Source organism: Nocardia iowensis (assembly GCF_019222765.1).
Classification (GTDB): Bacteria; Actinomycetota; Actinomycetes; order Mycobacteriales; family Mycobacteriaceae; genus Nocardia; species Nocardia iowensis.
This window is the reverse complement of the sequence record NZ_CP078145.1, coordinates 4821101-4847346: the sequence shown is the minus strand read 5'-3', so window position 1 is coordinate 4847346 and position 26246 is coordinate 4821101. Positions and strand designations below refer to the sequence as shown.

Here is a 26246-nt window from a genome sequence, read left to right as displayed (position 1 = left end):
AAACAACAGAAGGCCGACCATCATGAAGCGCGTGTCCGCCGGCAACGCACCACCCGGTCCGGTGGTCATTTTCGATGCTGACGCCATCGACCTCTACGATCCGCCGCGGACACCACCCGCCGTAGTCGATCGCGAGTCGTGCGCCGTCGCCGACCTGGTCGGACAGACGCGGATCGCGGAAGTCATGTCGATCATCGATGCCGAGGCAACGCCCGAGCTGATCGCCCGGATCCTGGATGCCGACCCACAGCAGGTGCTGTCCGCCCTCGCGTGGATGACACAGGCCGGAGTGGTCGACGGCGGCCGGATCCGCGACCCGGAGCTCCGGCGGCGCCTCGGCCATCAGATGTCGATAGACACCCGGAAACGGTTGCACGGTAAAGCGGCCGTCGCCCTGCACGAGTCGGGCGCGCCCGCGACGACCGTCGCCGGGCACCTGTCCGCAGCCGGCTCGTTCGGATATCCCTGGGCGGCAACGGTATTGCGGAACGCGGCCGACGACTTGCTCGCCATGGATCAGATCGGCCGGGCCGTCGAATATCTCGAGGCGGCCTACCGTGCCACCACCGAGGCGGGCGAGCGCGCCGAGATCTCGGCCAAATTGGTCTCCGTCGAGTGGCGGGTGAACCCATCCCCGGCGACCAGGAATTTCGCTCGACTGAACACGGCGTTGCAGACCGGGCGATTGTCCGCGTCCACGCTGCCCGCGGTCGTTCGATATCTGTTGTGGCACGGCCGCGTCGACGAGGCGCGCGCGGTGCTGGATCTGGTGGAACGGGATCGCGCGATGTCGCGGGGCGTGCCCACCGCCGAACTCGCGTTCCTGCGGTCCTGGATCGCCTACTCCTACCCCGAGTTGCCGAAGCCCCGCACCACCACCCAACCGGCCGCCACCGTCCCCGAGGCGTCGTGCGTGCAGGTCATCGCGGCGAACCTGCTGACCGGCGTGCTCACCGACTGCGCGGGCGAGACCACGGTCGCGGCCGCGCACCGGGTGTTGTCGCGCCACCGGCTCGATTCATCGACCCTCGACGCGCTGACCACCGCACTGGAATGCCTGATCTACTCGGGGCAACTGGAGATCGCCGCGGCCTGGTGCGACACGCTACTGGCCGAGGCGGCGGCGCGCTGCTCACCGACCTGGCAGTCGATCTTCGCCGGGCTGCGTTCCGAAATCGCCCTCCGACAAGGCGATCTGGCCGCCGCGGTGCGCCTGGCCATGGCGGCGTTGAACTATGTGCCCGCGGCCAACCTCGGTACCAGCATCGGGCGCGCGCTGTCGAGCTGTGTGCTGGCGCTGACCGCCGCGGGCAGATACGACGAGGCGCGCGCCCAACTGGACCGGGAGGTGCCGCTGACGCTGTTCGACTCGCGCTTCGCGCTGCCGTATCTGCGTGCCCGCGGACACTATTCGCTCGCGATGTCGAAATTCGACGACGCGCTGCTCGACTTCCAGGTCTGCGGCTCGATGATGCGGCGCTGGCGGATGGACATTCCCGGGCTGTTGCCGTGGCGCAACGATGTCGCCAAGGCCTATCTGCTGGCCGGTGATCAGCGTCGGGCCCGTGCCTTCGTCACGATGCATCTCGATCTGCTCGGCGACCCGGGCCGGCACGAAAGCGGGGCGGTCTCACTGCGGTTGCTGGCAGCCATGGAAGCCGATCCGCGCGCCGAACTGCGGTTGTTGCGACGGGCCGAAACCATCGCGCGGTCCGGCCACGACCGACATGAGCTCGCCGTCGTGCTCGCCGACCTCGCCAGGGCGCACGAGTCCATCGGCGAACGGGATCGAGCCCGGTCGGTGGAGCAGACGGCACTGCGCCTCGCGGGCGAGTGCGGCGCGGGCCCCGTGCGGGATCGTTTGATCGGTGATCGGACTGCCCCGTCCGGGACGCCGAGCGAGAACACCGGTGCCCCACCTGATGTCGGGTCATTGAGCGCGGCCGAGCGCAGGGTGGCCGAACTGGCCGCCGGCGGGAGTGGCAATCGCGAGATCGCCCGGCGGCTCGGCATCACCACGAGCACCGTCGAGCAGCATCTGACCCGGGTGTACCGGAAGCTGCGGGTGCGCAGACGAACCGAGTTACGCTTTCTGTTGCGCAAGCCGCTGTGATAGGGGGCACGGTAGGGGTTATATCGATGCACCCGCCGGGGCAGGGTGGAAATCCCGGTTGTGAGGAGTGCATCATGGAACACCGATCGGGATGTGCGGACCGGCGGTTCGCCGTCATCGGCGGCGGGGTGTCCGGCATGGCCGCCGCCTACCAGCTGCGCCGGGCAGGCGCGCAGGTGGAGCTGATCGAGCGCGACACCGTGCTCGGCGGGCGGCTCGGACTCGATCGGCTCGGCGACCGGCCCGTCACGATGGGTGCCCAGCTGATCGGCGAAAAGTACTTCGGCTTCCGCGAATTCCTTGCCGACCTCGGGGTCGACTCCTACGAGCGATACTCGATCGCGTTGGCACGCACCGTCGGCGACAAACTGATCATGGTCGATCCGACCAGATACCACGCCGTCATGCGGTATCTGTCCAGTGTCGGTTCGGCACGGGAGGTCGCCAAGTTCGCGTATCTGGTCGGCAAGGTGCGCGGTGATGGCAGGTTCCTCGGCTCGCGTTACTTCGCCACGCTCGGCGCCCGCAGCGACCACAAGCCGTTGAGCGAGCATTTCGGCCCCGGCCTGAGCACTGTGGTGCGGCCGATGATTCGCTGGATGAACGGCGCCGAGCCGGATGAGGTGTACCTCGGCACATTCGGGACCAACCTCGGATGGTTTGTCGAACGGTTCTACCGAATGCCCGGCGGCGTGCAGCTTGCGGTCGACGAATTCGCCCGGCGCGTCACGGTGCGGACGGATGCGCGGGTGGAGGGGATCGTCGTGCGCGGCGGCCAGGTGAGTGGCCTCGCGATCTCGGAGAACGGCTGGCCGACTCGCGAATACGACTACGACGGCGTGATCCTGGCGACCTCGGCGCACGATGCGGCAGACCTGGTGAAACCGGAGTTTCCCGAGCTGAGCGAGTTGCTGGCGCAGGTCCGGTATTTTCCTGGCGCTGTCGCGATGGTCGAGTACGACCGAGAACTGTTCGGGCCCGGCGCCTACGGTTTCTCGGTGGAGGACGACTCGCCGTGCAGCTTGGCGGTCGCCGAGGGCCGCACCGACCGGCACATCGGCCGTTACATGTTTCACGGCCGACGGGCCAGGCCCGCGCCCTCGGACGCGGAGTTCGAGCGCTGGCTCGATGAGGCCGAGCAACGGGCGCTGGACCATTATGGTGGCGGCCCGGTGCACCGAGTCCATACGCTGCGGCGGAGTTGGCAGGCGGGGTACTGCGCCTACCTCCCGTACTACGGCGATTTCCTTTCCGCGCTCGACACCGCGTTGTCCGAATGTCCTGGCTTGACGCTGGCCGGTGACTATCTCCGCGGCGGCGCCCTGGAAGGGTGCTACCGCGCCGGTGTCGAAGCGGCCCGGCGCGCTTGCGCCCTATCGACCGGGCAGCCGACTGATCAGTTGGGCAAGGGGAGCCTCTAGTCCCCGCCAGCGCGCGCTGGCGATCGCCGGTGGCGCATCGAGATCGATGACCCTGGTGGTGGCCACCGTCTGCGGCTCGGTGTATTTCAGCAACCCGGCCGGTCCGTGCCTGCGGCCGATGCCGGAACTGCCCATCCCACCCATCGGTGCGCCCGGGCTGGCGGCGGCGGGCAAATAGCCCTCGTCGACATTGACCGCGCCCGAACGCAGGCGCACGGCGATGGTTTCGCCGTACGCCGGGCTCTCGGCGAAAACACTGGCGCTGAGACCGTATTCGGTGTCATTGGCGCGGGCCACCGCCTCGTCGACGTCGGCGACCGGGTAGATCGACACCAGGGGGCCGAACGTTTCGTTCCTGGCGCATTCCATCTGGTCGGTCACCCCGGTCAGCACCGTCGGCTCGAAGAAGAGCGGGCCGATATCCGGCCGCGGATTCCCGCCGGTGCGTACCTCGGCTCCCTTGGATTTCGCGTCGGCCAGATGTTTGGTCACCGTCTCGAGCTGGTCGGTCGAGGCCAGGCTGCCCATGTCGGCGCGGAAGTCGTAACCGGCCGCGAGAACCATGCTTTCGGTCGCCGCGACGAACTTTGCGGTGAACGCCTCGGCGACCCCACATTCGACATAGATGCGTTCGACCGAAAGGCAGAGCTGGCCGGCATTACCGAAACAGGCGCGCCGCGCGACCTTGGCGGCTTTGGCCAGATTCGCGCCCTCGGTGACGATCATCGGGTTCTTGCCGCCCAGCTCGGCGGAGAACGCGACAAGTCGCTGTCCGCACTGCTGCGCCAGCTGCCTGCCGGTGGCGGCCGAACCGGTGAACATGAGGTAATCGCAGGTGTCGACGAGAGCGGCGCCGACCACCTCGCCGGAACCGGGAACGACCGCGAACAGCTCGCGCGGCAACCCGGCGCAGTACAGCAGTTCGGCATTGGCGAGCGCGGAGAACGGCGTGCGCCCAGCGGGTTTCAGGACGACCGCATTGCCGGCGACCAATGCGGGCAGCGCGTCGCCGATAGCGAGGAACATCGGGTAGTTCCACGGCGCGATCACGCCGACGACACCACACGGTTGATGGTGCACCACCGACTTCGTCACCAACGGCAGCGGGCCCCGAACGCGATACGGTCGCAGTATTTTCGGCGCATGGCGGGCGTAATAGCGCGCGACCGCGATGATTCCGAGGCACTCCTCCTGCGCGGTCCAGCGGGCCTTTCCGGTCTCGGCCTGCACGACGTCCATCAGGAAATCGCGGTGGTCCAGCACCATATTTCGGTAGCGCTCGATGACGGCCGCGCGTTCGTGCACCGGCCGCGCCGCCCAATCCGCCTGGGCGGCGCGCGCTTCGGCGACCGCGGCGCGCACGTCATCGGCGGTGCCGATCGGCGCGACGCCAAGCGGTCGCCCGGTGAACACCTCGCTGATCGTGCTCGCCGACCGTGCCGCGGCATCGGAAATGGCGACGAGGTCGCTGAGGTGATCGAAGTCCGCGGGTGTCGGCACCGGCATCGTGTGCTCCTGACATCGAATTGTCTTTGCTTTTCTCAAAATACCGAGCTCGAATTCGAATCAGCAGTGCCGATGGATCGATGGTTACCGGGCGATGGGCGGAGGTAAACCGTGCCCTGATTACGCTTGGTTCAATTCGGAGCGGCCTGGCCATTTCGATTCGGCGGCATACCGATACGAGGAGCCCGGAAAATGTCACAAACACTCGGTTCCGATATTCGTGCCGCGCTGCGCCGCCGATCCATCGATGAGCAGCGGCGCATGCTCCGCGACATCGTGCTGCGCGAAGTGGCCGCGGTGCTCGGCGACAGCGGCCCGGACCTGGTCGATCCGGCGGAGTCGTTCCAGCAGCTCGGATTCGACTCGCGGTCCGCGGTCGAGTTGCGCGACCGCTTGCGGACCGCGACCGGGGTCGAGCTCACCGCGGTGGTCGCGTTCGACTACCCGTCGGTGGACCGATTGGTCGAATTTCTCCGGGAGCAGTTGGTGCGCGCCGAGGTCGCGGGCGATGTCGGGGTCGTGCGGGCCGGGCCCGCCGAGCACGGTGGCCGCAACGAACCGATCGCGATCGTGGGCATGGCGTGCCGATTCCCGGGCGGCGTCGAGTCGCCGCAGGACCTCTGGCGGTTGCTCGTCGAGGGACGCGATGCGATATCGGAGTTCCCCACCGACCGTGGCTGGCCGGAAGATCTGTACGACCCGGAGCCGGGAAAGATGGGCAAATCCTACGTGCGTCACGGCGGGTTCCTCACCGGTGCAGCGGATTTCGACGCCGCGTTCTTCGGCGTCTCGCCTCGGGAAGCATTGACCATGGATCCGCAGCAGCGGCTGCTGATGGAGACGACCTGGGAGGCGCTGGAAACCGCGAGGATCGTGCCGGATTCGTTGCGGGGCAGCCGCACCGGCGTCTATGTCGGAATGTTCGGCAGCGACTACGTGAACGAGCAGGTGCCGCCGGAACTCGCCGGTTTCATGTTGACCGCCATGGCGGGCAGCGTCGCCTCGGGTCGGGTGTCTTATCAGCTCGGCCTGCAGGGGCCCGCGTTGACGGTGGACACGGCATGCTCGTCGTCGCTGGTCACCATGCATCTCGCGAGCGAAGCGCTGCGGGCGGGCAAGTGTGATCTGGCGCTGGCCGGCGGCGCGGCCGTGGTCGGCAGGCCGGGTCGGTACCTGGCGTTCTGTATCCAGCGGGGGCTGTCCGCCGACGGGCGCTGTAAGTCCTATGCCGCCGACGCGGACGGCACCTCGTGGTCGGAGGGGTCGGGCGTCGTTGTGTTGGAACGGCTCTCGGACGCGCGCCGCAACGGTCGGCGCATCCTCGCGGTGATCAGGGGTTCCGCGGTCAACCAGGACGGCGCTTCCAACGGGCTCGCCGCACCGAACGGCCCCGCGCAGCAACAACTCATCCATGACGCCCTCGCCGATGCCGAGCTGAGCGCGGCCGAGATCGACGCGGTGGAGGGGCACGGCACCGGCACGGTGCTCGGCGATCCGATCGAAATACAGGCGCTGCTGCGAACCTATGGTGCGCGCCGCCGCGCGGGGGAGCCGCTGTGGCTCGGCTCGGTCAAGTCGAACCTCGGACACACGCAGGCCGCGGCGGGGGTGGCCGGAGTCATCAAGATGGTCATGGCGATGCGGCACGGGCTGCTGCCGCGCACCGTGAACATCGAGCGGCCGACCGACCACGTGGACTGGTCCGGCGGCGATGTCCGGTTGCTCATCGAGGCCGAACCGTGGCCGGGGCACGGTCGTCCGCGGCGGGCCGCGGTGTCGACGTTCGGCATCAGCGGTACGAACGCGCACCTGATTCTGGAGGAGCCGCCGCACGATCCGGCCGCCGCGCCCGAGCGGCGGTCCGACCCGCCGGTAGTGCCGTGGGTAGTGACCGGGGCGAGCGCGAAAGCGCTACCGGCACAGGCCGATCGATTGCTGACCCAGCTGACGGAATCCGGTCCGGGATCGACCGCGCACCCGGTGGACGTGGGTTACTCGCTGGCGGCGACCAGGACAACCTTCGATCACCGCGCTATCCTGCTCGGCCGTGACCACGGCGCCTTGCTGTCGGCGCTACGCGCGCTGGCAACCGGCGAATCGCGGGCCGCCGGTTCCGATTCGGCGGTGCTGCTGCGTGGTGTGGCCCGGCCGAACGCCAAGACGGCGGTGCTGTTTCCGGGGCAGGGCGCCCAGCGGATCGGGATGGGCCGGCGACTGTATGAGACCTATCCGGTGTTCGCCGCGGCGTTCGACGAGGTGTGCGCACAGTTCGACGGGGCATTCGATGTCCCACTGCGCGCGGTCGTCTTCGCCGAGCCGAGCTCCGGGCCGACCCTGCTGGATCAGACCGCCTACACCCAGGCGGCGCTGTTCACGGTGGAGGTCGCGATTTTTCGGCTGTTGCGTTCGTGGGGTCTGCAGCCGGATTACTTGATCGGGCATTCGATCGGCGAGCTCACCGCGGCGTACGTGGCGGGCGTGTGGTCGCTGGCCGATGCGTGCGCCGTGGTCGCCGCGCGCGGGCGCCTGATGCAGGAATTGCCCGAGGGCGGCGCGATGGTGTCGATCACGGCCACCGAAGAACAGGTTTCAGAGGTGCTGCGCGACCACACCGGCGCGGTCGGCATCGCCGCGGTGAACGGGCCGCGCTCGATCGTCGTCTCGGGTGACGAGGCGGCGGTCAGCGAGGTGGCGGCGGTGCTGAAAGACCGTGGCGCCACCACGAAACGGCTCGCGGTCAGTCACGCGTTCCACTCACCGCGGATGGAACCGATGCTGGCCGCGTTCGAGCAAGTCTGCCTCGGCCTCACCTATAACCAGCCGAACGTGACGATCGTATCGACGCTCACCGGGAAACCGGCGAGTGCCGATGAGCTGTGTTCGCCCTGGTATTGGGCCGCCCAGGTCAGGCGGCAGGTGCGGTTCATGGCCGGGGCGCGGTGGCTGTTGGAGCGGGAGCGGGTGACCGTCTTCCTGGAGGCCGGGCCGGGTGCCGCGCTGGGTGCGATGGTCGCCGAGACCGCGGTCGAGGTCGAGACCGGGGCCATCACGCTGGCGCCGACGATGCGGGCCCGCCGGGATGACGACGAAGTGCTCGGCATACTCACCGGTCTGGCAACGGCGCATTGCGCGGGCGCCGTAGTCGACTGGACCACTCTGTTCGCCGCGACCGGTGCGCGTGCGATCGAGCTGCCGACCTACGCCTTCCAGCGTGAACGGTACTGGCTCGAACTCGGCGAACTCGGCGGCCGGGTCGATCTGCGCCAATCTGGTCTTCTGGATGCCGATCACCCGTTGCTGGCGGCAATTGTCAGCGTGCCGGATTCGCCGGAGCTGGTGTGCACCGGCCGGTTGTCGCTGCGCAGCCACGCGTGGCTGGCCGATCACGCGATCGGCGACGTGGTGCTGCTGCCGGGGACCGCGCTCGTCGACATGGCGCTGTATGTCGGTGCGCTGGTGGATTGTCCGAGGCTGGGCGAGTTGGTGCTCCGAGCGCCGCTGGCGTTGCCTGCCGACGGCGCGGTGGAACTGCGTGTGATAGCCGGAGCACCGCAGGAAACGGGTGTGCGGTCGTTGACTGTGTACGCCCGGCCACAGGGGGCGGCGGATGCCGTGCCCGAGGAGCTGACCAGCTGGACAAAGCACGCGGTCGGCGTCGTGACACCGGCCGCGGACGAGCGACCGGTGGTCGACTCGGCCTGGCCACCGCCGGGCGCGGTGCCGGTGGATATCGGCGACGCCTATCCGGCATTCGACGACCTCGGCTATCGGTACGGCCCGATGTTTCGCGGCCTCACCGCTGTATGGCGCAGTGAGAGCGAGGTATTCGCCGAGGTAGCGTTGCCGGACCTGGCGCGGGAAGCAGCCGGAGGGTTCGGACTGCATCCGGCCCTGCTGGATTCGGCGCTGCACGCCATCGCGGTCGGCGGGCTGCTGCCCGGCGCCGATGCGGGCGAGGTGAGTGTGCCATTCTCCTGGGAGGGGTTGTCGCTGTACACCGCAGGGGCTGCCGCGTTGCGAGTAAGGCTGACAGCACAGGGATCCGACCGCATCGCGCTGACCGCGACCGACGACACCGGCGCGCTCGTCGCGACTCTGGACACACTGTCGATGCGGTCGGTCGCGCCGGAGTCGTTCGGCGCGTTGCTCGCCAAGACCGCCGAGCCCCTGCTCGAATCGGCATGGATCAGTACAGTTCGCCAGGAAAACGTTGCTGCCGAGGCCAATTGGTCGGCGGCACCGACCGCGGGCCTCGACATTGTCTCGATGGCGGGACACCAGGCCGTGGTCATGCCCTTCGCCGACCCGCCCGCGCCCGCCGACGAATCGCCCACGACATGGCCGCAGGCGGTGCGCGCACGGATTGCCGAATTGCTCTCCCGCACACAGGAGCTGGTCTCCTCGGAGGAGTGGGCAACCGCATCCGTAGTGCTGGTGACCCGCCGATCGGTCGCGGTACACCGCGGCGAGACGGTCGACGCGGCAGACGCGACCGCATGGGGCCTGCTGCGCAGCGCTCAGCACGAACATCCCGGCCGCCTGGTCCTCGTCGACGTGGACGAGTCGGCCGACTATCGTGACGCGGTCGAGCAGGCATTGGCCACGACGGACGAGCCGCAAGTGGCCGTGCGCCGTGGAGTGCCGCATGTTGCCCGATTGCGCAGGGCCACCGCGGATTCGGTCGGTTCGGTTGACCTGCTCGCGGGCTGCGCATGGCGGTTGACGCAGCACGGCAAGGGCACGCTGACCGGCGACAACCTGGCGTTGGTCGCGGCTGAGCGGACAGCGGAACCGTTGGCGCCCGGTCAAGTACGGATCGGCCTGCGCGCGGCAGGTGTGAACTTCCGTGATGTGCTGATCGTGCTCGGCATGTATCCGGATCCGGAAGCGGCGATCGGTGGCGAGGGCGCGGGGGTCGTGCTGGAGGTCGCCGCCGACGTCACCGAATTCGCGGTCGGTGACCGTGTCATGGGATTCGTGTCCGGCATCGGCGCGACCGCGGTGACCGATCGGCGGCTGCTCGCCCGTATGCCGCGGGGTTGGTCCTTCGCACAGGCGGCCGCGGTGCCCGTCGTCTTCGCCACCGCCTACTACGCGTTGGTCGACCTGGCGGGTGCGCGGGCCGGCGAATCGCTGCTGCTGCACGCGGCGACCGGTGGGGTCGGCATGGCGGCCATCCAGCTGGCCAGGCACCTCGGTCTGGAACTCTTCGTCACCGCGAGCACACCGAAATGGGATGTGCTGCGCGGCATGGGGTTCGACGATCAGCGCATCGGCGACTCCCGAACGCTCGACTTCGAACAGAAGTTCTCCGCCGCCACCGGCGGGCGCGGCGTCGACGTCGTACTCGATTCGCTGGCGGGCGATTTCGTCGACGCCTCGCTGCGATTGCTCGGCGAAGGTGGCCGCTTCCTGGAAATGGGAATGACCGACCGGCGCGATCCCGCGGCAGTGGCCGCGCGTCATCCCGGACTGACGTACCGCAGCTTCTTCCTGATGGAGGCCGGTCCGGATCGACTCGGCCAGATCCTGGCAACTCTGGTGGGGCTGTTCGAATCCGGTGCGCTCGACCCGATCCCGACAACGGCCTGGGACATCAGGCACACACCCGAAGCCTTCCGCTTCCTCGGCCAGGCCCGCCACATCGGCAAGAATGTGCTCACCCTGCCCGTACCGTGGCACCCGCATGGCACGGTGCTGATCACCGGCGGAACCGGTGGGCTCGGTGCGGTGCTCGCGCGGCATCTGGTCGGTGTCCGCGGCGTGCGGCACCTCGTGCTGGCCAGTCGGCGCGGCCCGAATGCCGCGGGCGTCGCGGAGTTGGTCACCGAACTGGGCGCTGCCGGTGCGAATGTCGACGTCGTGGCGTGCGACGTCGCGGATCCGGACGCGGTGGCCGCACTGCTCGCGGCCATCGCGCCGGATCATCCGCTGACCGCCGTGATCCACGCCGCGGGTGTGCTCGCCGACGGACTGTTCGATTCGATGACCGAGACGGCAGTGGCCACCGTATTCCGGCCCAAAGTGGACGCGGCATGGCACCTGCACGCGGCGACCAAGGGCCTGGACTTGGCCGAGTTCGTGCTCTGTTCCTCGATGGCAGGTGTGCTCGGCGCGCCGGGGCAGGCGAACTACGCCGCCGCCAACACGTTCCTGGACGCACTGGCACAGTCGCGCCGGGTCGCCGGACTGCCCGCCACCTCGGTGGCATGGGGCGCCTGGCAAGGCATCGGCGGCATGACAGGTCAGCTGACCGAACAGGATTGGGCCCGGCTGCGTCGGGAAGGATTCGTCCCGCTCGACGCGGTGGTGGGCACGGCCCTCTTCGATGCCGCGTTGGCGTCGGGGCAGACCTGCCCGGTGGCCGCACGGATCGACAAGTCCGTACTCTCGAGGATCGGCCCGGAGCAGCTGCCGCCGATGTTGCGTGGTCTGGTGCGCGTCCCGCGGCTCGCCGCCGACAGCGGGTCGGGCCGACCGGACAAGCTGACGGCCCGGCTGTCCGGCCTGTCACCCGCCGATCAGCGCCGAGTCGTGGTCGAGGTGATCCGTTCGCAGGCCGCGGCGGTCCTCGGTCACTCGTCACCGGACGCGATCAGCGCCGATATCCCGTTCCAGGACATCGGTTTCGATTCGCTCGCGGCGATGGAGTTCCGTAATCGACTCGAAGCGGCGACCGGCACCAAGTTGGCGACGACGATCGTCTTCGACTACCCGACACCCGAGGCATTGGCCGAATATCTCCGCGCCGAAGTAGCGCCGGACGCACGGGCGCAGGTCATCGCCGATATCGAAACGGTCGAGCGGGACTGTGCCGCCGCACAACTCACCGACACCGAACGCGCGACGATCGCCGCCCGGCTGGCGGCACTGGCCCGTGCCCTGGACAGCCGCGAAACCACCAAGGCCATCAGCGATCTCGACGACGCCGAGGACAGCGAGCTCTTCGAATTCGTCGAACGGCTGAGCTGATCGCGCCGACCTGTCCGGGCGCAGAGGAGGAAACGACCGATGGCAACCGACGAGGAGTTGCGCAGATACCTCAAGCGAACCGCGCGGGAACTGTACGAGACCAAGCAGCGGTTACACGAGGTACAGCAACGGACCGGCGAGCCGATCGCGATCATCGGCATGGCCTGCCGGTTCCCCGGGGACATCCGCTCACCGGAAGACCTGTGGCAGTTGGTTTTCGAAGGACGCGAAGTGGTCATGGGCTTCCCGCCCGACCGGGGTTGGCCGCCCGCCGCCGCATACGACAGCGACCCGGATGTGCCGACGGTGGACGCCGGGGCGTTCCTCGAGGACGTCGCCGAGTTCGACGCGGGATTCTTCGGCATCACCGATCGCGAGGCGCTGGCGATCGATCCGCAACAGCGACTGTTGCTCGAGGTCGCCTGGGAGGCGATAGAGCGGTCACGGATCAATCCGATGACGTTGCGTGGCACCGACACCGGTGTCTTCGCTGCCTGCATGGACCAGGCCTACTGGGAGTGGTCGCGCGAATGGGACGGGTACGAGACGTATTACGTGCTGGGAAACACGCCCAGCGTCCTGGCCGGACGGGTCGCCTACGCGCTGGGGCTGGAGGGTCCCGCCGTCACGGTCGACACGGCGTGCTCCGGCTCATTGGTCGCGCTGCATCAGGCGGTGCTCGCGCTACGGGCAGGCGACTGTTCGGTCGCCCTGGCGGGTGGGGCCACCGTGATGGCGCAGCCGCGGCAACTGGTGGTCTTCTCCCGGCAGCGCGCGGCGGCGCCGGACGGCCGGTGCAAGTCCTATGCCGCGGCGGCCGATGGCACCGCGTGGTCGGAGGGCGTCGCGGTGCTTGTGCTGGAACGCCTCTCGGACGCCAGGCGCAATCGGCATCGGGTGCTCGCGGTGGTCCGCGGTTCCGCGGTCAATTCCGACGGCGCCTCCAATGGTCTGACCGCACCGAACGGGCTGTCCCAGCAGCGGGTGATCCGCCGTGCGCTGGCCACCGCGGGGCTCTCGGCGGCCGCCGTGGACGTGGTGGAGGGCCACGGCACCGGCACCGTGCTCGGCGATCCGATCGAGGCGCAGGCATTGCTGGCCACCTACGGGCGCGAACACCCGCCGGGACAGCCGTTGTGGCTCGGGTCGATCAAGTCGAACTTCGGGCACACCCAGTCCGCCTCCGGTGCCGCCGGGCTCATCAAGATGGTCTTGGCCATGCGGCACGGCATCGCGCCCGCGACACTGCATGTGGATGCGCCGTCGACGCACGTCGACTGGTCGGCCGGTCAGATCCGGCTGCTGACCGAACGGCAGGCCTGGCCGGGCAGCGGGCGGCCGCGCCGGGCCGGGGTGTCCTCGTTCGGGTTCAGCGGCACCAACGCGCACGTGATCGTCGAATACGACCCAGCCGAAGAGTCTGCTGCCGTGGGAAGCCCGGAAGTGGCTGTGCCGCCATTGGTGTGGCCATGCGTGCTGTCGGGGAAGTCGGTGCGGGCGTTGCGCGATCAGGCGGCGCGGTTGCGTGAAACCTGCACCGCCGAGCCGGGGCAGCGGATCGCCGATATCGGAGCGGCGCTGGCGACAACGCGTGCCGTGTTCCCTCATCGCGCGGTGCTGCTCGCGGATACGCGGACCGAGCTGCTTGCGGGTGCGTCGGCACTGGCCGAGGGCGCGCTGCACCGGTCCGTCGCGGCGGGAATCGCGCCGAGCACCCGCAACGGCACCGTGGCCGTGCTGTTGCCAGGTCAGGGCAGCCAGCGGATCGGCATGGGTCGCGAACTTTATCAACGGTTTCCGCGGTTCAAGGAGGTTGTCGATGAGTTGTGTGCTTGCTTCGATCCACATCTCGACCGCCCGCTGCGTCCGGTGCTGTTCGGATCCGACAACGGCTCCGCCGCTCTGCCCGACAACGGCTCCGCCGCGCTGCCTGACAACGGCTCCGCCGCCCTGCTCGACCGCACCGACTTCACCCAGCCCGCGCTGTTCACGATCGAGGTAGCGCTGTTCCGATTGCTCGAATCATGGGGTTTCCGCGCTGATTTCGTGCTCGGTCACTCGATAGGGGAGCTGGCGGCCGCCCACCTCGCCGGTGTCTTCTCGGTGTCCGATGCGGCGGCGGTGGTCGCCGCCCGAGGACGGCTCATGCAGCGGCTCGGTCCAGGGGCAATGGTTTCGATCCGCGCCACCCACGAGGAGGTGGTGGCCTCGCTCGTCGGATCGGATCGCCGCGTGTCGGTCGCCGCCAGCAACGGCCCCAACGCCACCGTCATTTCCGGGGACGGCGACGCCGTGCAGGCGGTCGCCAAACAGTGGCGCGAACGGGGCAGGCGCGTCAAACAACTCCGGGTGGACCGCGCCTTCCATTCATCGCATCTCGATGACCTGCTCGACGACTACCGAGCCGTTGTGGCGAAGGCCGAGCTGCGACCCCCGGCGATGACGGTGGTCTCGAACGTGACCGGCGCTCCGGCTACGCAATTGTGCATCCCCGACTACTGGGTGGATCAGGCCCGAAAACCGGTGCTGTTCTATGACTCCGTCCGGTTCCTGCTCGGTGCGGGCGTCGGGACGTTCGTCGAGCTCGGGCCCGGCGACGTCCTGTCCGGTATGAGCCAAGAGTGCATTGCCGACGGTCGCGTCGTGTCGATTCCGACATTGCGCGCCGGTGAGCCCGAGGACGCCGGTCTGCTCCGGGCGGCCGCCGGTACCTGGATTCGGGGCGCGGCCATGGACTGGCCCGCGGTGTTCGCGGACAGCGGTGCAGCGCTCGTCGACCTGCCGACCTACGCTTTCCAGCATCGGCGGTACTGGCGGACGGGAGCGCATTACTGGTGCGATTCCGAACACCGTGTCGTCTCGATGCCGGACGATCTCGGCCGAGCCGAGCCCGCCGACTCGGCCACAGGGCCGGACCCGGCCGTTGAATTCCGCGCCGGATGGTCCGAGCTGGATCCCGCGCGGCGACTCGACTATGTGCTCGGCGTGGTGCGCGCGCAGCTCAGTGCGATCCTGATCGACTGCCCGGTTGATGACATCGACACCGAGACAGGCATTCTCGGGTCCGGCCTCACTTCGCTGTCCGTGCTCGAGCTGCGCGCGCGACTGAACACTGTTGCGGGAACGGCACTCCCGTTGGAGAACTTCTTCGCCGATCCGACACCACGTGCGCTGGCCGAATTGATCTGCGCCGGATTGACAGTGCCCGAGCTCGCCTCCTCGAGGACGACACCATGACCGTAGAAACACTGAGCTTCGAGCAGACCGTGCCGCGCACCCTGGCCCATCGCCGTTGTCTCGGTGAAGTGTTCGTGGCCGACACCACTGCGCTCGGGCCGGCGGAATTTCTCGCCGCCATCCAGATACCGAGGGCGCACTCGCACTGGTCCGACCGTATCGCTGCCTATCACGACCCGTTGGCCGCGGTCGAGGCGATCCGGCAGGCGATGACCGTTATCGGGCATCGATATCTGCGGGTGCCGCTCGGTACGCCGATGAGCCTGCAGCGGATGGAAACTGACGTCGAGGACCACAGCGCCCTGCGCGAGGACGGGAGTGCGCCGCTGGAGGGCATCGTCCGTATTCACGCGCCGCAGACGGGCGGCACCGGCGGCTACTTCGCGGACAACACCTTTACCGCGAGCCTGACGATCGGTGCCGCCCTGGCGATGGTCGTGCGCGGCAGTGGGATCGCGTTTCCCCGCGAGGCATACGAGCAATTCCGGCGACATCAGCAGCAGACACGCCCGGCTGATCCGGATGCGGAAATCGCTGCCCGCGGACCGGTCCAGCCCGCACGGATCGGTCGCCGGAACCCGCGCAACGTAGTGGTCGGCCGCCCCGATACGAGACAGGGTTCGGCGCTGGTGCTGCCGTTGGTGGTGGATCAGCGACACCCGTCGTTCTTCGACCACACCTACGACCACCTGCCGGGCCCACTCATCCTGGAGGGCTTCCGGCAGGCCGCCGTGCTGGCGGCCTGCGAAATCGGTGCGCTCGCAACGCCGGTCGCGGCCGTCGCGGCCATCCACGCGACGTTCACCGGGTTCGCCGAACTGAACGTCGACGCCGACTTCGTGGCCACCGTGCTGCCGGACGGAGGTGGTGGCGCCGTCGTCGAGCTCGATCTGTCCCAGTTCGGCACCACGATCGCCACTTGCACCGTCGAACTCGCCCCGTACCCACCGGACTGAGCAAGGAGGACAAGCGATGGACACAGCAACGAGTAAGCCGCCCCGACACGTGGCGGTAGTCGGTTCGGGGATCGCCGGAATGGCCGCGGCATTCCGATTGCACACCGCGGGCCACGAGGTCGACCTGATCGAGCGGTCGAGCGTACTCGGCGGCCGATTCGGCATCGACCGCCTCGGAGACCGCCCGGTGATGATGGGCGGGAAGAATCTCGGGCGAACCTACACCGCGATGCGCGCGCTGCTCGCCGAGCTGGGCGCTATCGGTTACGAGCCGTTCGGGATCAACACCTCGCGGGTCGTCGACGGGCGCCTGGTCACCTTCGACAGCAGCAATGGTCCGCTCGAAAAACTGAACTGGCTCAGGAAACTCGGCCCGCCGAGCGATTTGGCTAAGCTGCTCTACCTGCTGTCCCGGGTCCGTCGCAATGCCGAGAACAAATTTCTCGGCTCGGCCACCTTCACCGATATCGCCGCCGCGAGCGACGATCGGCCGCTGAGCGCGCATTTCGGTCCGCGCATCGCGCACAACATGTTCCGCGCGCTGACGGTGCGGCTCAACGGTGCCGAACCCGATGAGGTGTATCTGGGCACGTTCGGTACCAACCTCGGCATGTTCCTCGACACCTACGACCAACTCACCGACGGCGTCGAACCCGCGATCACCGCACTGACCGAACGGGTTGCGGCACAGACGGACACGCGGGTCGAACGATTGCTCCTCGACGACGGCCACATCGCCGGTGTCGGCGTTGTGCGAAACGGCGGGCCGCTGCGCGAGCGGCAGTATGACGGTGTGGTGCTGGCGACCCCGGCCCACGCCGCGGCCGACATCGTCAAGTCCGACCTACCGGCGCTGAGCAGTCTGCTGATGGATGTCAGATACTTTCCTTCGACGGTTGTGCTGGTGGAATACGAGCAGCCGGTCTTCCACCAGGGCGTGCGCGCCATCGTGCTCGATGACGGACCGTGCAGCAATGCGGGCGTCTACGGAATCAACGACCTCAATATCGTTCGATACACCTTCAGCGGCCGGGCGGCCAGGCCGACGCCGTCGCCGGACGTGCTAGAGACGTGGTTGAACGAGGCGGAGCAGCGGGTCACCTCGCTGCTCGGGACGGGGCCGGTCCGTCGGGTCCGCAAGGTCGAACGGATATGGGACGCCGCCTATTGCGCCTATCTGCCCTATCACGGTGAATTCCTGTCGAAGGTGCGGGCCGAGGTCGAGGCGGTACCCGGACTCGCACTGGCAGGGGACTATCTGCGTGGCGCGCAGCTCGAAGCGTGCTGCCGTTCCGGCATGGAAGCGGCACGCCGTTTCGGGTGACCGTGGCACATCACGCGGGCGGCCGAAACTTCCTGGTCTGCAACGATGCATCCTGTGTCAAGATCATTTGATGCAGTCGTTGCAGATCCCGGCCGGGTTCGATGCCGAGGCCGTCGACCAGATTCGCCCGTGACCGCTGGTAGACACCGAGTGCGTCGACCTGCCTGCCGGACCGGTACAGGGCAAGCATGTATTGGCGGCACAGACCCTCGCGCAAGGGGGCTGCCGCGGTGAGTATTTCCAGCTCCGGGGTGATCTCGCGGTGTCTGCCGCAGGCGAGCTCGGCGTCGAAGCAGTCTTCGTAGGCGTTGAGCCGCTCGTCCGCCAGGGCGGTCAGCTCGCGCCAGAGTATTCCGGCCTCCGCCAGATCGGCCAGCGCGTTGCCGTGCCACAGTTGCAGCGCACGCCGCAACGACAGCTGCGCCGCGGCGGGCGATCCCGCGGCCGATTCGGCCCGTCCCTGTTCGACCAGTCGACGGAAGCGGCACAGGTCGACCGCGTCCGGGTCGACCTCGAGCAGGTAACCGGGCACCTTCGTCAGCAAGACCGTCGCGGGGTCGGCCTGCGCGCGGTCCGCGATGATCTTGCGGATCGCGGAGATGGCGTTCTGCACGATCTTTCGCGCCGTTGGCGGCGGATCGCCGTGCCACAGGGCGTCTCTCAGTTGACTGGCCGGCACCACCTGGTTCGGATGTAAGAGCAGGTACCCCAGCACAGCGCGGCGGGTGAGGCCGCCGAGATCGACCTGCACGCCGTGCGCAGTGACATCCAATGCACCGAGTATCCGGAATTCCATCTGTGCCTCCATCCCCAGAGAACCAGGTGTAGCAGGCACTTTCCGGCGCACAGAACCCCTATGCGACCGACCCCTAACCGGGGCTCAGTTGACGGCGCGGTCCCGGTCCGCCCAAAACCGCTCGCGCAGCTTACGGCGCAGGATCTTGCCGCTCGCGTTGCGGGGCAGATAGTCGACGAATTCGACGTGGCGTGGGTGCTTGAAGGACGCGAGTTTGTCGCGCAGGAACAGCACGAGTTCGCGCTGGGTAACCGTTCGCCCCGGCACCAGCGCGACGAAGGCGTGCACGGTTTCGCCCCAACGGTCGTCGGGAACCCCTACGACCGCGGCTTCGCGGACAGCCGGATGGCCGACGATGGCGTTCTCCACCTCGGCCGGATAGATGTTCTCGCCACCGATGATGATCATGTCCTTGATCCGGTCGCAGATGTAGACGTAGCCGTCCTGGTCGATCCATCCGGCATCACCGGTGTGGATCCAGCCGTCGGCGCTGATGATGTCGGCCGTGGCTTCGGGCCGATTCCAGTAGCCGAGCATGGGGGCCGGTCCGTGCGCCATGATCTCGCCGATCTCCCCGGGCGGCAGTCGATTACCGGCGGGGTCCACCACGGCCATAGCGCAGCCGGGATAGGGGAATCCCGCCGACCGCAGCCTAGGGCTGCCCACCTTGTGGTCCGTCGGTGGCAGAAAGGTCAGTGGGGTAGCGGTTTCGGTCATGCCGTAGAACTGGACGAACTCGCAGCCGAAACTGGTCATGCACTCGACGAGCATGTCCTCGGGTATCGGCGATCCGCTGTAGGCGATCTGCCGCAGACCGGCGAAGTCCGCCCTGGATATTCCGGGCTCGGCGAGAATGAGCGCGAGCATCACCGGCACACCGCACATGACGGTGATCGAATGCGACCGAATGATGTCCAGCGCTCGGCCGGGAGTGAATTCCGGCAGGATGAACAGCGGAGCGCCCGCGATGAGGCCCTGGACGACCCAGCCGAGGCCCGCGATATGGAATCCAGGAATGGCCACGAAACAGCGGTCGTCGTCTGCCATCTGTAGCCATTCGAAACCCTGCTGGTGCAGGATGTCCCACACGACGAACAAGCTCCGCTGCGCGATGACGACCCCTTTCGACGCGCCCGTCGTTCCGCTGGTGTACATCTGGAGCAGCGGGTCGATCTGCGTAGTTCGCGCTGCTGGCGGCGTATCGGGTTGTGCGGCAATCCAATCGGTGAATGCCGCGCCCGGTATGCCGTCACGGTCCATCCTGATCAGCCGGGCGAGGTTCCATCCGGCCGGTGGCAGATTCGCGGCGAGTTCTTCGGCGGCCGAGTCCAGGAATACTATTTCGCAGTCCGCATCGGTGATTATGTGGGTCACCTCGGCGCTGGTCAGCCGCCAATTGATCGGAACGAGCACCGTTCCGATGATCGAGCAGCCGATCAGCAGCTGATACAGCCGGGCGGAATCGCGGCCGAGATAGGCGATGCGATCGCCACGTTCCAGACCGGCCGCGAGTAGGGCATGCGCTACCTGATGCGACACCCGATGCATCGTCGCGTAATCGGTGACGTCATCGCCGCAGACGATGGCGGTACTGTCCGGCCGCGCCATCGCATGTTCGCCGATAACCGCCGCCAGATTGTCCGCTCGATGGTGTGTTTTCACGAACGATTGCGACATGACCGCGCTCCGAAAAATATTGCCGGGCAATTATTGTGGATTCACGATAACGCGCGGCGGTAATCGTCGAGTAACCGAGAATTCAGTCGGTAACGTCCAACTCCGCCTTACCGGGCTGGTGCGGCAGATCGGAGACGAGGTCGGCGGTGATCCGGCCCGGGCCGGTGGCCGCCCGGTAGGCGATGCAGATCGGGATGTCACAGCCGACCGACCCGAAGGCGATGTCGAACGAGTCGGCGCCGGTGACACCGGTGGTGGTGTTCCGCCAGCGCAGCGTGAGCCGAGCCGAACAGCCGAGCGGAAGACCGAGCAGCAGCGTCGGCTGGTGCCATGCGAATGTCACCGTGCCGCTGGCGGATCGGGCCGCGGTGACGTCCTGGCGTCCGATGCACGGACCGGTGGTGAGCGTTGTCACCGACAGCTTCGTTTCGGCCGCTTGCGCGGGCGCGGCCAAGCCGACCACCACGGCGGTGGCGGCCGTGAGCGGGAATGCGAGTCGAGTGAACAGTCGGCGCATGATCGGACCATACGGCGCTGACGACGTGTTCGATAGCCCCGAAAAGTAGGCGTGGGATGACGCCCCTGTCGGTTCGGCGCAACACCTTTCGGCCCTATTCCGGGGAATGACCGTCGGTGTGGGCCGTCTTGTGACACCGTCAGAAATGACAACGGAAGTGTGCTGGAGGTACCCATGGCACCGAACAGGGGGATGCTCGCGGCGTTGGCGAGCGTCGGCGTGCTCTTGGCCGCAACGGTGGGTTGCGGGTCGGACAGCGGCGGGCAGAACGCACTGACCATCACGGCGAACGCGATCAACTCGGCCGGTGGGAAGAACGCGGACGAGGCGAAGTGGATCGAAGAGTGGGTCATCCCCCGGTTCGTCGAGGAGCAGCAGGCCAAGGGCCGCACCGTGCGGGTGAAGTTCCAGGCGACCGGGGTGCCGGATGAGGACTACAAGAACCGGATCGCCAAGGACCTGAAGACCGGCACCGGCGCCGATGTCGTCTCGCTGGACGGGATCTGGGTCGGCGAGTTCGCCGAGGGACAACAGATCGCGCCGCTGGACGAGCTGGTCGGAGCCGACAAGGTCCAGGCGTGGGACGGATGGCAGCACATGCCGGAGACGGTGCAGCGGCTGATGTCCTACGGCGGCAAGCAGTTCGGCATCCCGCAGGGCACCGATGGACGGGTGCTGTTCTTCAACCGCAATCTGTTCGAGCAGGCTGGTCTGCCCGCGAACTGGCAGCCGACCAGTTGGGATCAGGTGCTCGACGCGGGCCGGAAGCTGAAGGCGGTGCCCGGCGTGATTCCGGTGCAGCTGAACGCGGGCACCAGCTTCGGCGAAGCGACGACCATGCAGGGGATTCTGCCGCTGCTGGCGGGCGCGGGCAGCGCCATGCACGACGGCGCCAAGTGGGTCGGGAACACCGCGAACTTCCGTGAGGTGTTGGAGTTCTACCGCACGTTGTACGGCGAGGAACTGGGCGATGCCGAGTTGCAGCAGGACGCCAAGGGCCGGGAAAAAAGCTTCGAGAAGTTCGCCAAGGGCCAGGTCGGCATCCTGTTGGAGGGCGACTTCCTATGGCGTGGCGTGCTGAACCCCACCGGTGGCAGCTTCCCGATGGCGGATCGGGACACCGGGGTCGGCTGGGCGAAGATCCCGGCGGCCGCGCCCCGCGCCGGGGTGAACGGGCAGGACTACGTGAGCATGTCCGGCGGCAGCGGGCGGGTGGTCAGCCCGAAGAGCAAGAACGTCGAACTGGCGTGGGAACTGCTGCAATTCATGAATTCGCCAGCGGCATACGAACAGTGGATCAGCATGGGCGGCGCGCGGATCACGCCGCGACAAGATGTGAACGCCGAGGTGCTCGGTGGTGATCCGATGCTGACCTTCGTGTCCGAGCAGATCCTGCCGATCACCTCGTTGCGACCCGCGCTACCGGAGTACTCCACGGTGTCCAAGGCCATGCAGCAGGCGACGCTGGATGTGGTCACCGGCACGAGCCCGGCCGATGCCGCCGCCGCGTACGGCAAGGCCGTCGAGGAGGCGGTGGGCAAGGACAAGGTAGCCAGTGACTGACCCGGCGACCCCCGGCCCGGCCGGCATCGCCGATGTCCGACCGGCCGGATCCGACAGCGATGTCGCGGGATTGGGACGCGGTAAGGCGAGCGCGTTCGTCACGCCCGCACTGCTGCTGATCGCGGCGTTCCTGGTGTTTCCCGCGCTGTGGCTACTGTGGATCGGGCTGACCGACCTCACCGTATCCGGGCGCACCTCGGTCGACGTGTCCTTTGTGGGGCTGGACAACTACGCCAACGCGCTGGACGACCCGCTGTTCCGGAACAGCCTGTGGATCACGCTGCTGTTCGTCTTCGGCTCGGCCGTCATCGGGCAGAACTTCCTGGGTTTCACCCTGGCCTGGTCGCTGCGCGACGCCGCCCGCTGGCTGCGCGCGGTGGTGGAAAGCTTGGTGCTGCTGGCCTGGATTTTGCCGTCCAGTGTGGTGGCGGTGCTGTGGATCGCGATGCTGGACCGTGATGCGGGCACCATCAACCAGCTGCTGGACAACCCCGGCTATGCCTGGATGATCCGGCATCCGCTGGCCGTGATCATCGTGTTCAACATTTGGCGCGGCACCGCCTTTTCCATGCTGCTGTACTCGGCTGCGCTGTCCACGGTGCCGCCTTCGCATCTGGAAACCGCGCGACTGGCCGGTGCTTCCGGGCCGCAAACATTACGGGATGTGGTGTTTCCGCACGTGCGCGCGCACGTGCTGACCAACACGCTGCTGATCAGCTTGTGGACCTTCAACGACTTCACGCCATATCTGCTGACCCGTGGCGAGCCGAACCATGGCAGCGAGACATTGCCGATCTTCCTGTACCGGCAGGGGATCGACGACGGCGCACTCGGGTACGGCGCGGCCGCTTCGGTGCTGATGCTACTGATCAACCTGGTGCTCGCCCTGTTCTACCTGCGGCTGCTGCGGCGGAGGCCCAAATGAATCCCAGACAGATTGTCGCCCGGATCGGGTTCTACACCTTCATCGCGGTGCTGACCGGGTTCTTCGTGCTACCGATGCTGTGGCTGGCCTCGGCGCCGTTCGACAGCAACCCCGGGTACGCGCCGCGCGTGCCGGAAAAGCCGACCCTGCAGCACTTTTCGGCGCTGTTCGAGAACGACCTGACCATGGGCTCGCTGTGGAACTCGGTGGTCATGTCCTTCTCCTGCATGGTGCTGGTGGTTGCCAGCGCGGCGCTTGCGGCGTACGCGTTGTCCCGAGTCCGGATTCCGGGCCGGGATGCGCTGCTCTACCTGCTCTTGCTGCTGTCGAGTGTGGTCACCGGTACGGCGGCGATGGTGCCGATCTTCCTGATGGTCTGGAAGTTGGGGCTGCTGGACCGGCAGTTGGGTGTGGTGCTCGTGCTGTCCGGCGGGTTGCTGCCTGCGGCCATTTTCATCCTCAAGGACTTCATGGACGCGGTGCCCAAATCCTATGAGGAGTCGGCGCGGGTGTTCGGGGCCGGACCGCTGCGGATCCTGCGCGAGATCGTGGTGCCGGTGGCTCGACCCGGGCTGGCGACCATCGCGGTGTGGACCGTGGTGAACGTGTGGGGGACCTACCTGGTGCCGTTCCTGCTGCTGCGCGACCAGGAGAAGCAGCCCGCCGCGGTGGTGGTGCGCACCTTCTACGACGAGGGCGGTGGGGCACTGCTGGGGCCGATCTCGGCGTTCTCGCTGCTGTACTCGATTCCGGTCGTGCTGATGTACCTGTTCGTCAACCGGCGCTACGGCTTCCGGTTCCATGGAGGGATCAAGTCTTAGGTGGCGCAGATCGATGTGGTGGAGCTGACCAAGGTCTTTCCCGGCGACGTAACAGCCTTGGACGGACTGACTTTCACCATCCAGGATGGTGAGTTCTTCGCGCTGCTCGGGCCGTCCGGGTGCGGCAAATCCACGCTGCTGCGCACCATTGCCGGGCTGGAAACCCCGACCGGCGGGCAGATCCGGATCGGTGAGAAGGACGTGACCCGGTTGTCGCCCGGCCGCCGCGATGTCGCGATGGTGTTCCAGGACTACGCGCTGTTCCCGCACATGTCGGTGGTGGACAACATCGCCTACCCGTTGAAGGTCCGCGGCACCGACCGGCGGACCCGCGCGGCGAAGGCGACCGAGACCGGGGATCAGTTGTCGCTGCAGGGGTTGATGGCGCGCAGACCGGCCGAACTGTCCGGCGGGCAGCAGCAGCGGGTCGCGCTGGCGCGGGCGATGGCCTGCCGCCCCAAGGTGTTCCTGTTCGACGAGCCACTGTCCAACCTGGACGCTCGGCTGCGCCTGGAAGCCCGCACTTTCCTGAAGAAGCTCCAGCTCGAGCTCGGCGTGACCACGGTCTTCGTCACCCACGACCAGGCCGAGGCGCTGGCCTTGGCCGATCGGATCGCGGTGATGTCGGACGGACGGATCCGCCAGCTCGACACCGCGCGCGAGGTATTCCGCAGGCCCGCCGACACTTTCGTCGCCAACTTCATCGGCTCCACCCCGATGAACCTGATCCCCGGCGAGCTGGTCGGGCTCGAGCCATCGGTGATCTGGGGCGCACGACCGGAGTACCTGGGCTATTCCGCCGAGGCGGTGGACGGTGGGCTGCACGGGGTCGTGTCCACGGTGGAGCACCTGGGCGCGACTTCCCTGGTCACGGTGGAAGCGGACGGATTCAACCTGAGTGTCACTGTGCCGGAGGCAGATGAGCCGTCGGTGGGCAGCGATGGTTGGGTGATCCCGCAACCCGGCCGGGTCCTGTTGTACGACGCCGAGTCGGGCAGACTGCTCCCGTAATGCACAGGGCGGCAAGGCCATTCGTTACCGGAGAGCTCGCCTCCAGGGAGGTATGGGCGTTCAGTGGGTGGCGAAGCCGAGTTCGGCGATGAAGTGTCGCTGATTTCCGAGGATTGGTGTCTTGCGGATCATCTGGGTAAATTTCGGGTTCCACCAGAAGCCGCGTCCCGGGGCGGTCGGCAATTCGGTGTATGTCGCTAGGCGCGGGACCTTTTCGGGGAGTCGGCGGGCCTGCGCTGCCGTGATCGCCCACGGCAGCGGTGGTAGTTGGAAGGTGGCGTTCCGGGCGGGCTTCGCACCCTTTCGGCTGAGCCAGGCCAGCAACGGCGGGATGATGTCGAAGACGATGCTGCCGCCGGGGAACCGCTTTGCCAGATCGCCGAGCAGGGCCATCACGTCTGCCCGCGGCAGGTAGAACAGCAGACCTTCGGCGGTGATGATCACATCGGTGGTGGTGACGAGATCGAACCACGATCGATCCAACGCCGAGGTTGCCACGTGGTGTATCCAGAATTCGGCGGGCAGCAGCCCTTCCCGCAGGGCGATCATTTCCGGCAGATCCACCGACAGCCAGGGCACGTCCGGGCGTCCGAGTCGCCAATAGCTCGTCTGCAAGCCCTCGCCCAACGCCACGACGGTGCAGTTGTCCGAGTGCGCCAGCTTGTCGCGGATCGCGGCATCGAAGGTCTGTGCGCGCCGGGCATGCGACTGGCTGGGTTCGCCGAAGATCTCATACGGGTAGCTGATCGACCGGTACAGGTGCTCGGCCAGCGGATCGCTGAAGTCGGAATCCGATCGAGCCGACTCGATCGCCCGATTCCGCAGTGTCCACAGCGCGGTCGCCGGAACACCCTCGAGCGCTGTGCCGTCGACCTCGCCGGATGTCGCCATGCCGAACGGACACCTCCCCGTCGGTGCAGGGTGCGGATCGGGACCGAGTCGGCACCGCGACTCGTCTGCGAGATTACCCCTGAGCGGGCCGGAACGACATCAGCGGCGGAATCGGGCAAGTCCCAACGAAGCTGATGCTGGTCACAACAGGACGAGCGCGATGCTCAGGCATGCCATGACGATCACCCACACGGCGATCAGCAGACGACCGGATCTCGGATTGCCGAATCGCGGGTGGGTGCGGCGCGGGCGAATGTGTCGGGCCGATAGGGCGGGATAGGAAGTAGTCACAGTGCACTCTTTCCGTTGTCGGTAGGAGCCTGTCGTAATCCGGGTACCCACTATGGCGGCATTGCATCACCCGGTGGCAGTGGCGCTGAACACTCGAACTGCCGTGCAGTAGAACGGAACTCGCTTCGATGGCGACCAACGACAGTCTGCGGTTGTTCACCCCGGCTCACTCGTTCCGGTCCTCGACATCGGCGGCTACCGCCCCGATCGAGGCCGGGAGTCCCG

16 protein-coding genes and 1 pseudogene are annotated in these 26246 nt (G+C 67.5%); 11 read left to right on the top strand and 6 right to left on the bottom strand.

Annotated features, from left to right (window positions below):
* Nucleotides 1–31 precede the first annotated feature (31 nt).
* On the top strand, nt 32–2113 hold the full coding sequence (locus KV110_RS22435; RefSeq protein WP_218469244.1) for a LuxR family transcriptional regulator: 2082 nt from the start codon (nt 32–34) through the stop codon (nt 2111–2113).
* A gap of 74 nt (nt 2114–2187) precedes the next feature.
* Nucleotides 2188–3534, top strand: coding sequence for a protoporphyrinogen/coproporphyrinogen oxidase (locus KV110_RS22430; RefSeq protein ID WP_218469243.1), 1347 nt, complete (start codon nt 2188–2190; stop codon nt 3532–3534).
* Here KV110_RS22430 and KV110_RS22425 read toward each other — a convergent pair.
* Entirely contained in the window at nt 3487–5040 is a 1554-nt protein-coding gene (locus KV110_RS22425; protein ID WP_218469242.1) for a succinic semialdehyde dehydrogenase, read from the bottom strand. The two genes, KV110_RS22430 and KV110_RS22425, sit on opposite strands and share 48 nt — an antisense overlap.
* A gap of 192 nt (nt 5041–5232) precedes the next feature.
* Here KV110_RS22425 and KV110_RS22420 point away from each other — a divergent pair, with 192 nt between their 5' ends.
* From KV110_RS22420 to KV110_RS22405, 5 genes and pseudogenes are all read left to right on the top strand, one after another.
* The gene (locus KV110_RS22420) at nt 5233–12012 is read left to right on the top strand and encodes a type I polyketide synthase (protein WP_246633915.1); all 6780 of its coding nucleotides are present in this window, start codon (nt 5233–5235) and stop codon (nt 12010–12012) included.
* Between the two features lie 138 nt (nt 12013–12150).
* Nucleotides 12151–14631 (top strand): annotated as a pseudogene (locus KV110_RS22415) (type I polyketide synthase); the annotation flags it as partial.
* Nucleotides 14623–15249 carry a phosphopantetheine-binding protein gene (locus KV110_RS42100; RefSeq protein WP_425518169.1) on the top strand — a complete coding sequence of 209 codons (627 nt, stop codon included), beginning with the start codon at nt 14623–14625 and terminating at the stop codon, nt 15247–15249. The pseudogene KV110_RS22415 and the gene KV110_RS42100, both read left to right, overlap by 9 nt.
* A complete protein-coding gene (locus KV110_RS22410) occupies nt 15246–16205 on the top strand; it encodes an AfsA-related hotdog domain-containing protein (RefSeq protein WP_218469240.1) in 960 nt (319 codons plus the stop codon). The genes KV110_RS42100 and KV110_RS22410 overlap by 4 nt, the downstream gene beginning before the upstream one ends.
* A 16-nt stretch (nt 16206–16221) precedes the next feature.
* Nucleotides 16222–17529 carry a protoporphyrinogen/coproporphyrinogen oxidase gene (locus KV110_RS22405; protein ID WP_218469239.1) on the top strand — a complete coding sequence of 436 codons (1308 nt, stop codon included), beginning with the start codon at nt 16222–16224 and terminating at the stop codon, nt 17527–17529.
* Nucleotides 17530–17539: 10 nt separating this feature from the next.
* Here the strand turns inward: KV110_RS22405 and KV110_RS22400 are convergent, their stop codons facing one another.
* The 3 genes from KV110_RS22400 to KV110_RS22390 form a co-directional block, all read right to left on the bottom strand.
* Nucleotides 17540–18325, bottom strand: coding sequence for an AfsR/SARP family transcriptional regulator (locus tag KV110_RS22400; protein WP_218469238.1), 786 nt, complete (start codon nt 18323–18325; stop codon nt 17540–17542).
* A gap of 84 nt (nt 18326–18409) precedes the next feature.
* Nucleotides 18410–20002: a long-chain-fatty-acid--CoA ligase gene (locus KV110_RS22395; RefSeq protein WP_218469237.1), complete on the bottom strand. Its 1593-nt coding sequence runs from the start codon at nt 20000–20002 to the stop codon at nt 18410–18412.
* Between the two features lie 82 nt (nt 20003–20084).
* The gene (locus KV110_RS22390) at nt 20085–20519 is read right to left on the bottom strand and encodes a hypothetical protein (RefSeq protein ID WP_218469236.1); all 435 of its coding nucleotides are present in this window, start codon (nt 20517–20519) and stop codon (nt 20085–20087) included.
* 174 nt (nt 20520–20693) lie between these two features.
* Between KV110_RS22390 and KV110_RS22385 the strand changes: the two genes are divergently transcribed.
* From KV110_RS22385 to KV110_RS22370, 4 genes are read left to right on the top strand one after another with little or no spacing between them, the layout of a single operon-like run.
* The gene (locus KV110_RS22385; protein ID WP_246633914.1) at nt 20694–22082 is read left to right on the top strand and encodes an extracellular solute-binding protein; all 1389 of its coding nucleotides are present in this window, start codon (nt 20694–20696) and stop codon (nt 22080–22082) included.
* The gene (locus KV110_RS22380; protein WP_246633913.1) at nt 22075–23007 is read left to right on the top strand and encodes a carbohydrate ABC transporter permease; all 933 of its coding nucleotides are present in this window, start codon (nt 22075–22077) and stop codon (nt 23005–23007) included. The genes KV110_RS22385 and KV110_RS22380 overlap by 8 nt, the downstream gene beginning before the upstream one ends.
* A complete protein-coding gene (locus KV110_RS22375) occupies nt 23004–23828 on the top strand; it encodes a carbohydrate ABC transporter permease (RefSeq protein ID WP_218469235.1) in 825 nt (274 codons plus the stop codon). The genes KV110_RS22380 and KV110_RS22375 overlap by 4 nt, the downstream gene beginning before the upstream one ends.
* A complete protein-coding gene (locus KV110_RS22370) occupies nt 23829–24839 on the top strand; it encodes an ABC transporter ATP-binding protein (RefSeq protein WP_218469234.1) in 1011 nt (336 codons plus the stop codon).
* A 60-nt stretch (nt 24840–24899) separates the two neighbouring features.
* On the opposite strand, the gene KV110_RS22365 is transcribed toward KV110_RS22370, so the two are convergent.
* Both KV110_RS22365 and KV110_RS22360 read right to left on the bottom strand, forming a co-directional pair.
* The gene (locus tag KV110_RS22365; RefSeq protein WP_218469233.1) at nt 24900–25730 is read right to left on the bottom strand and encodes a class I SAM-dependent methyltransferase; all 831 of its coding nucleotides are present in this window, start codon (nt 25728–25730) and stop codon (nt 24900–24902) included.
* A 141-nt stretch (nt 25731–25871) separates the two neighbouring features.
* The gene (locus KV110_RS22360) at nt 25872–26021 is read right to left on the bottom strand and encodes a hypothetical protein (protein WP_218469232.1); all 150 of its coding nucleotides are present in this window, start codon (nt 26019–26021) and stop codon (nt 25872–25874) included.
* Nucleotides 26022–26246 lie beyond the last annotated feature (225 nt).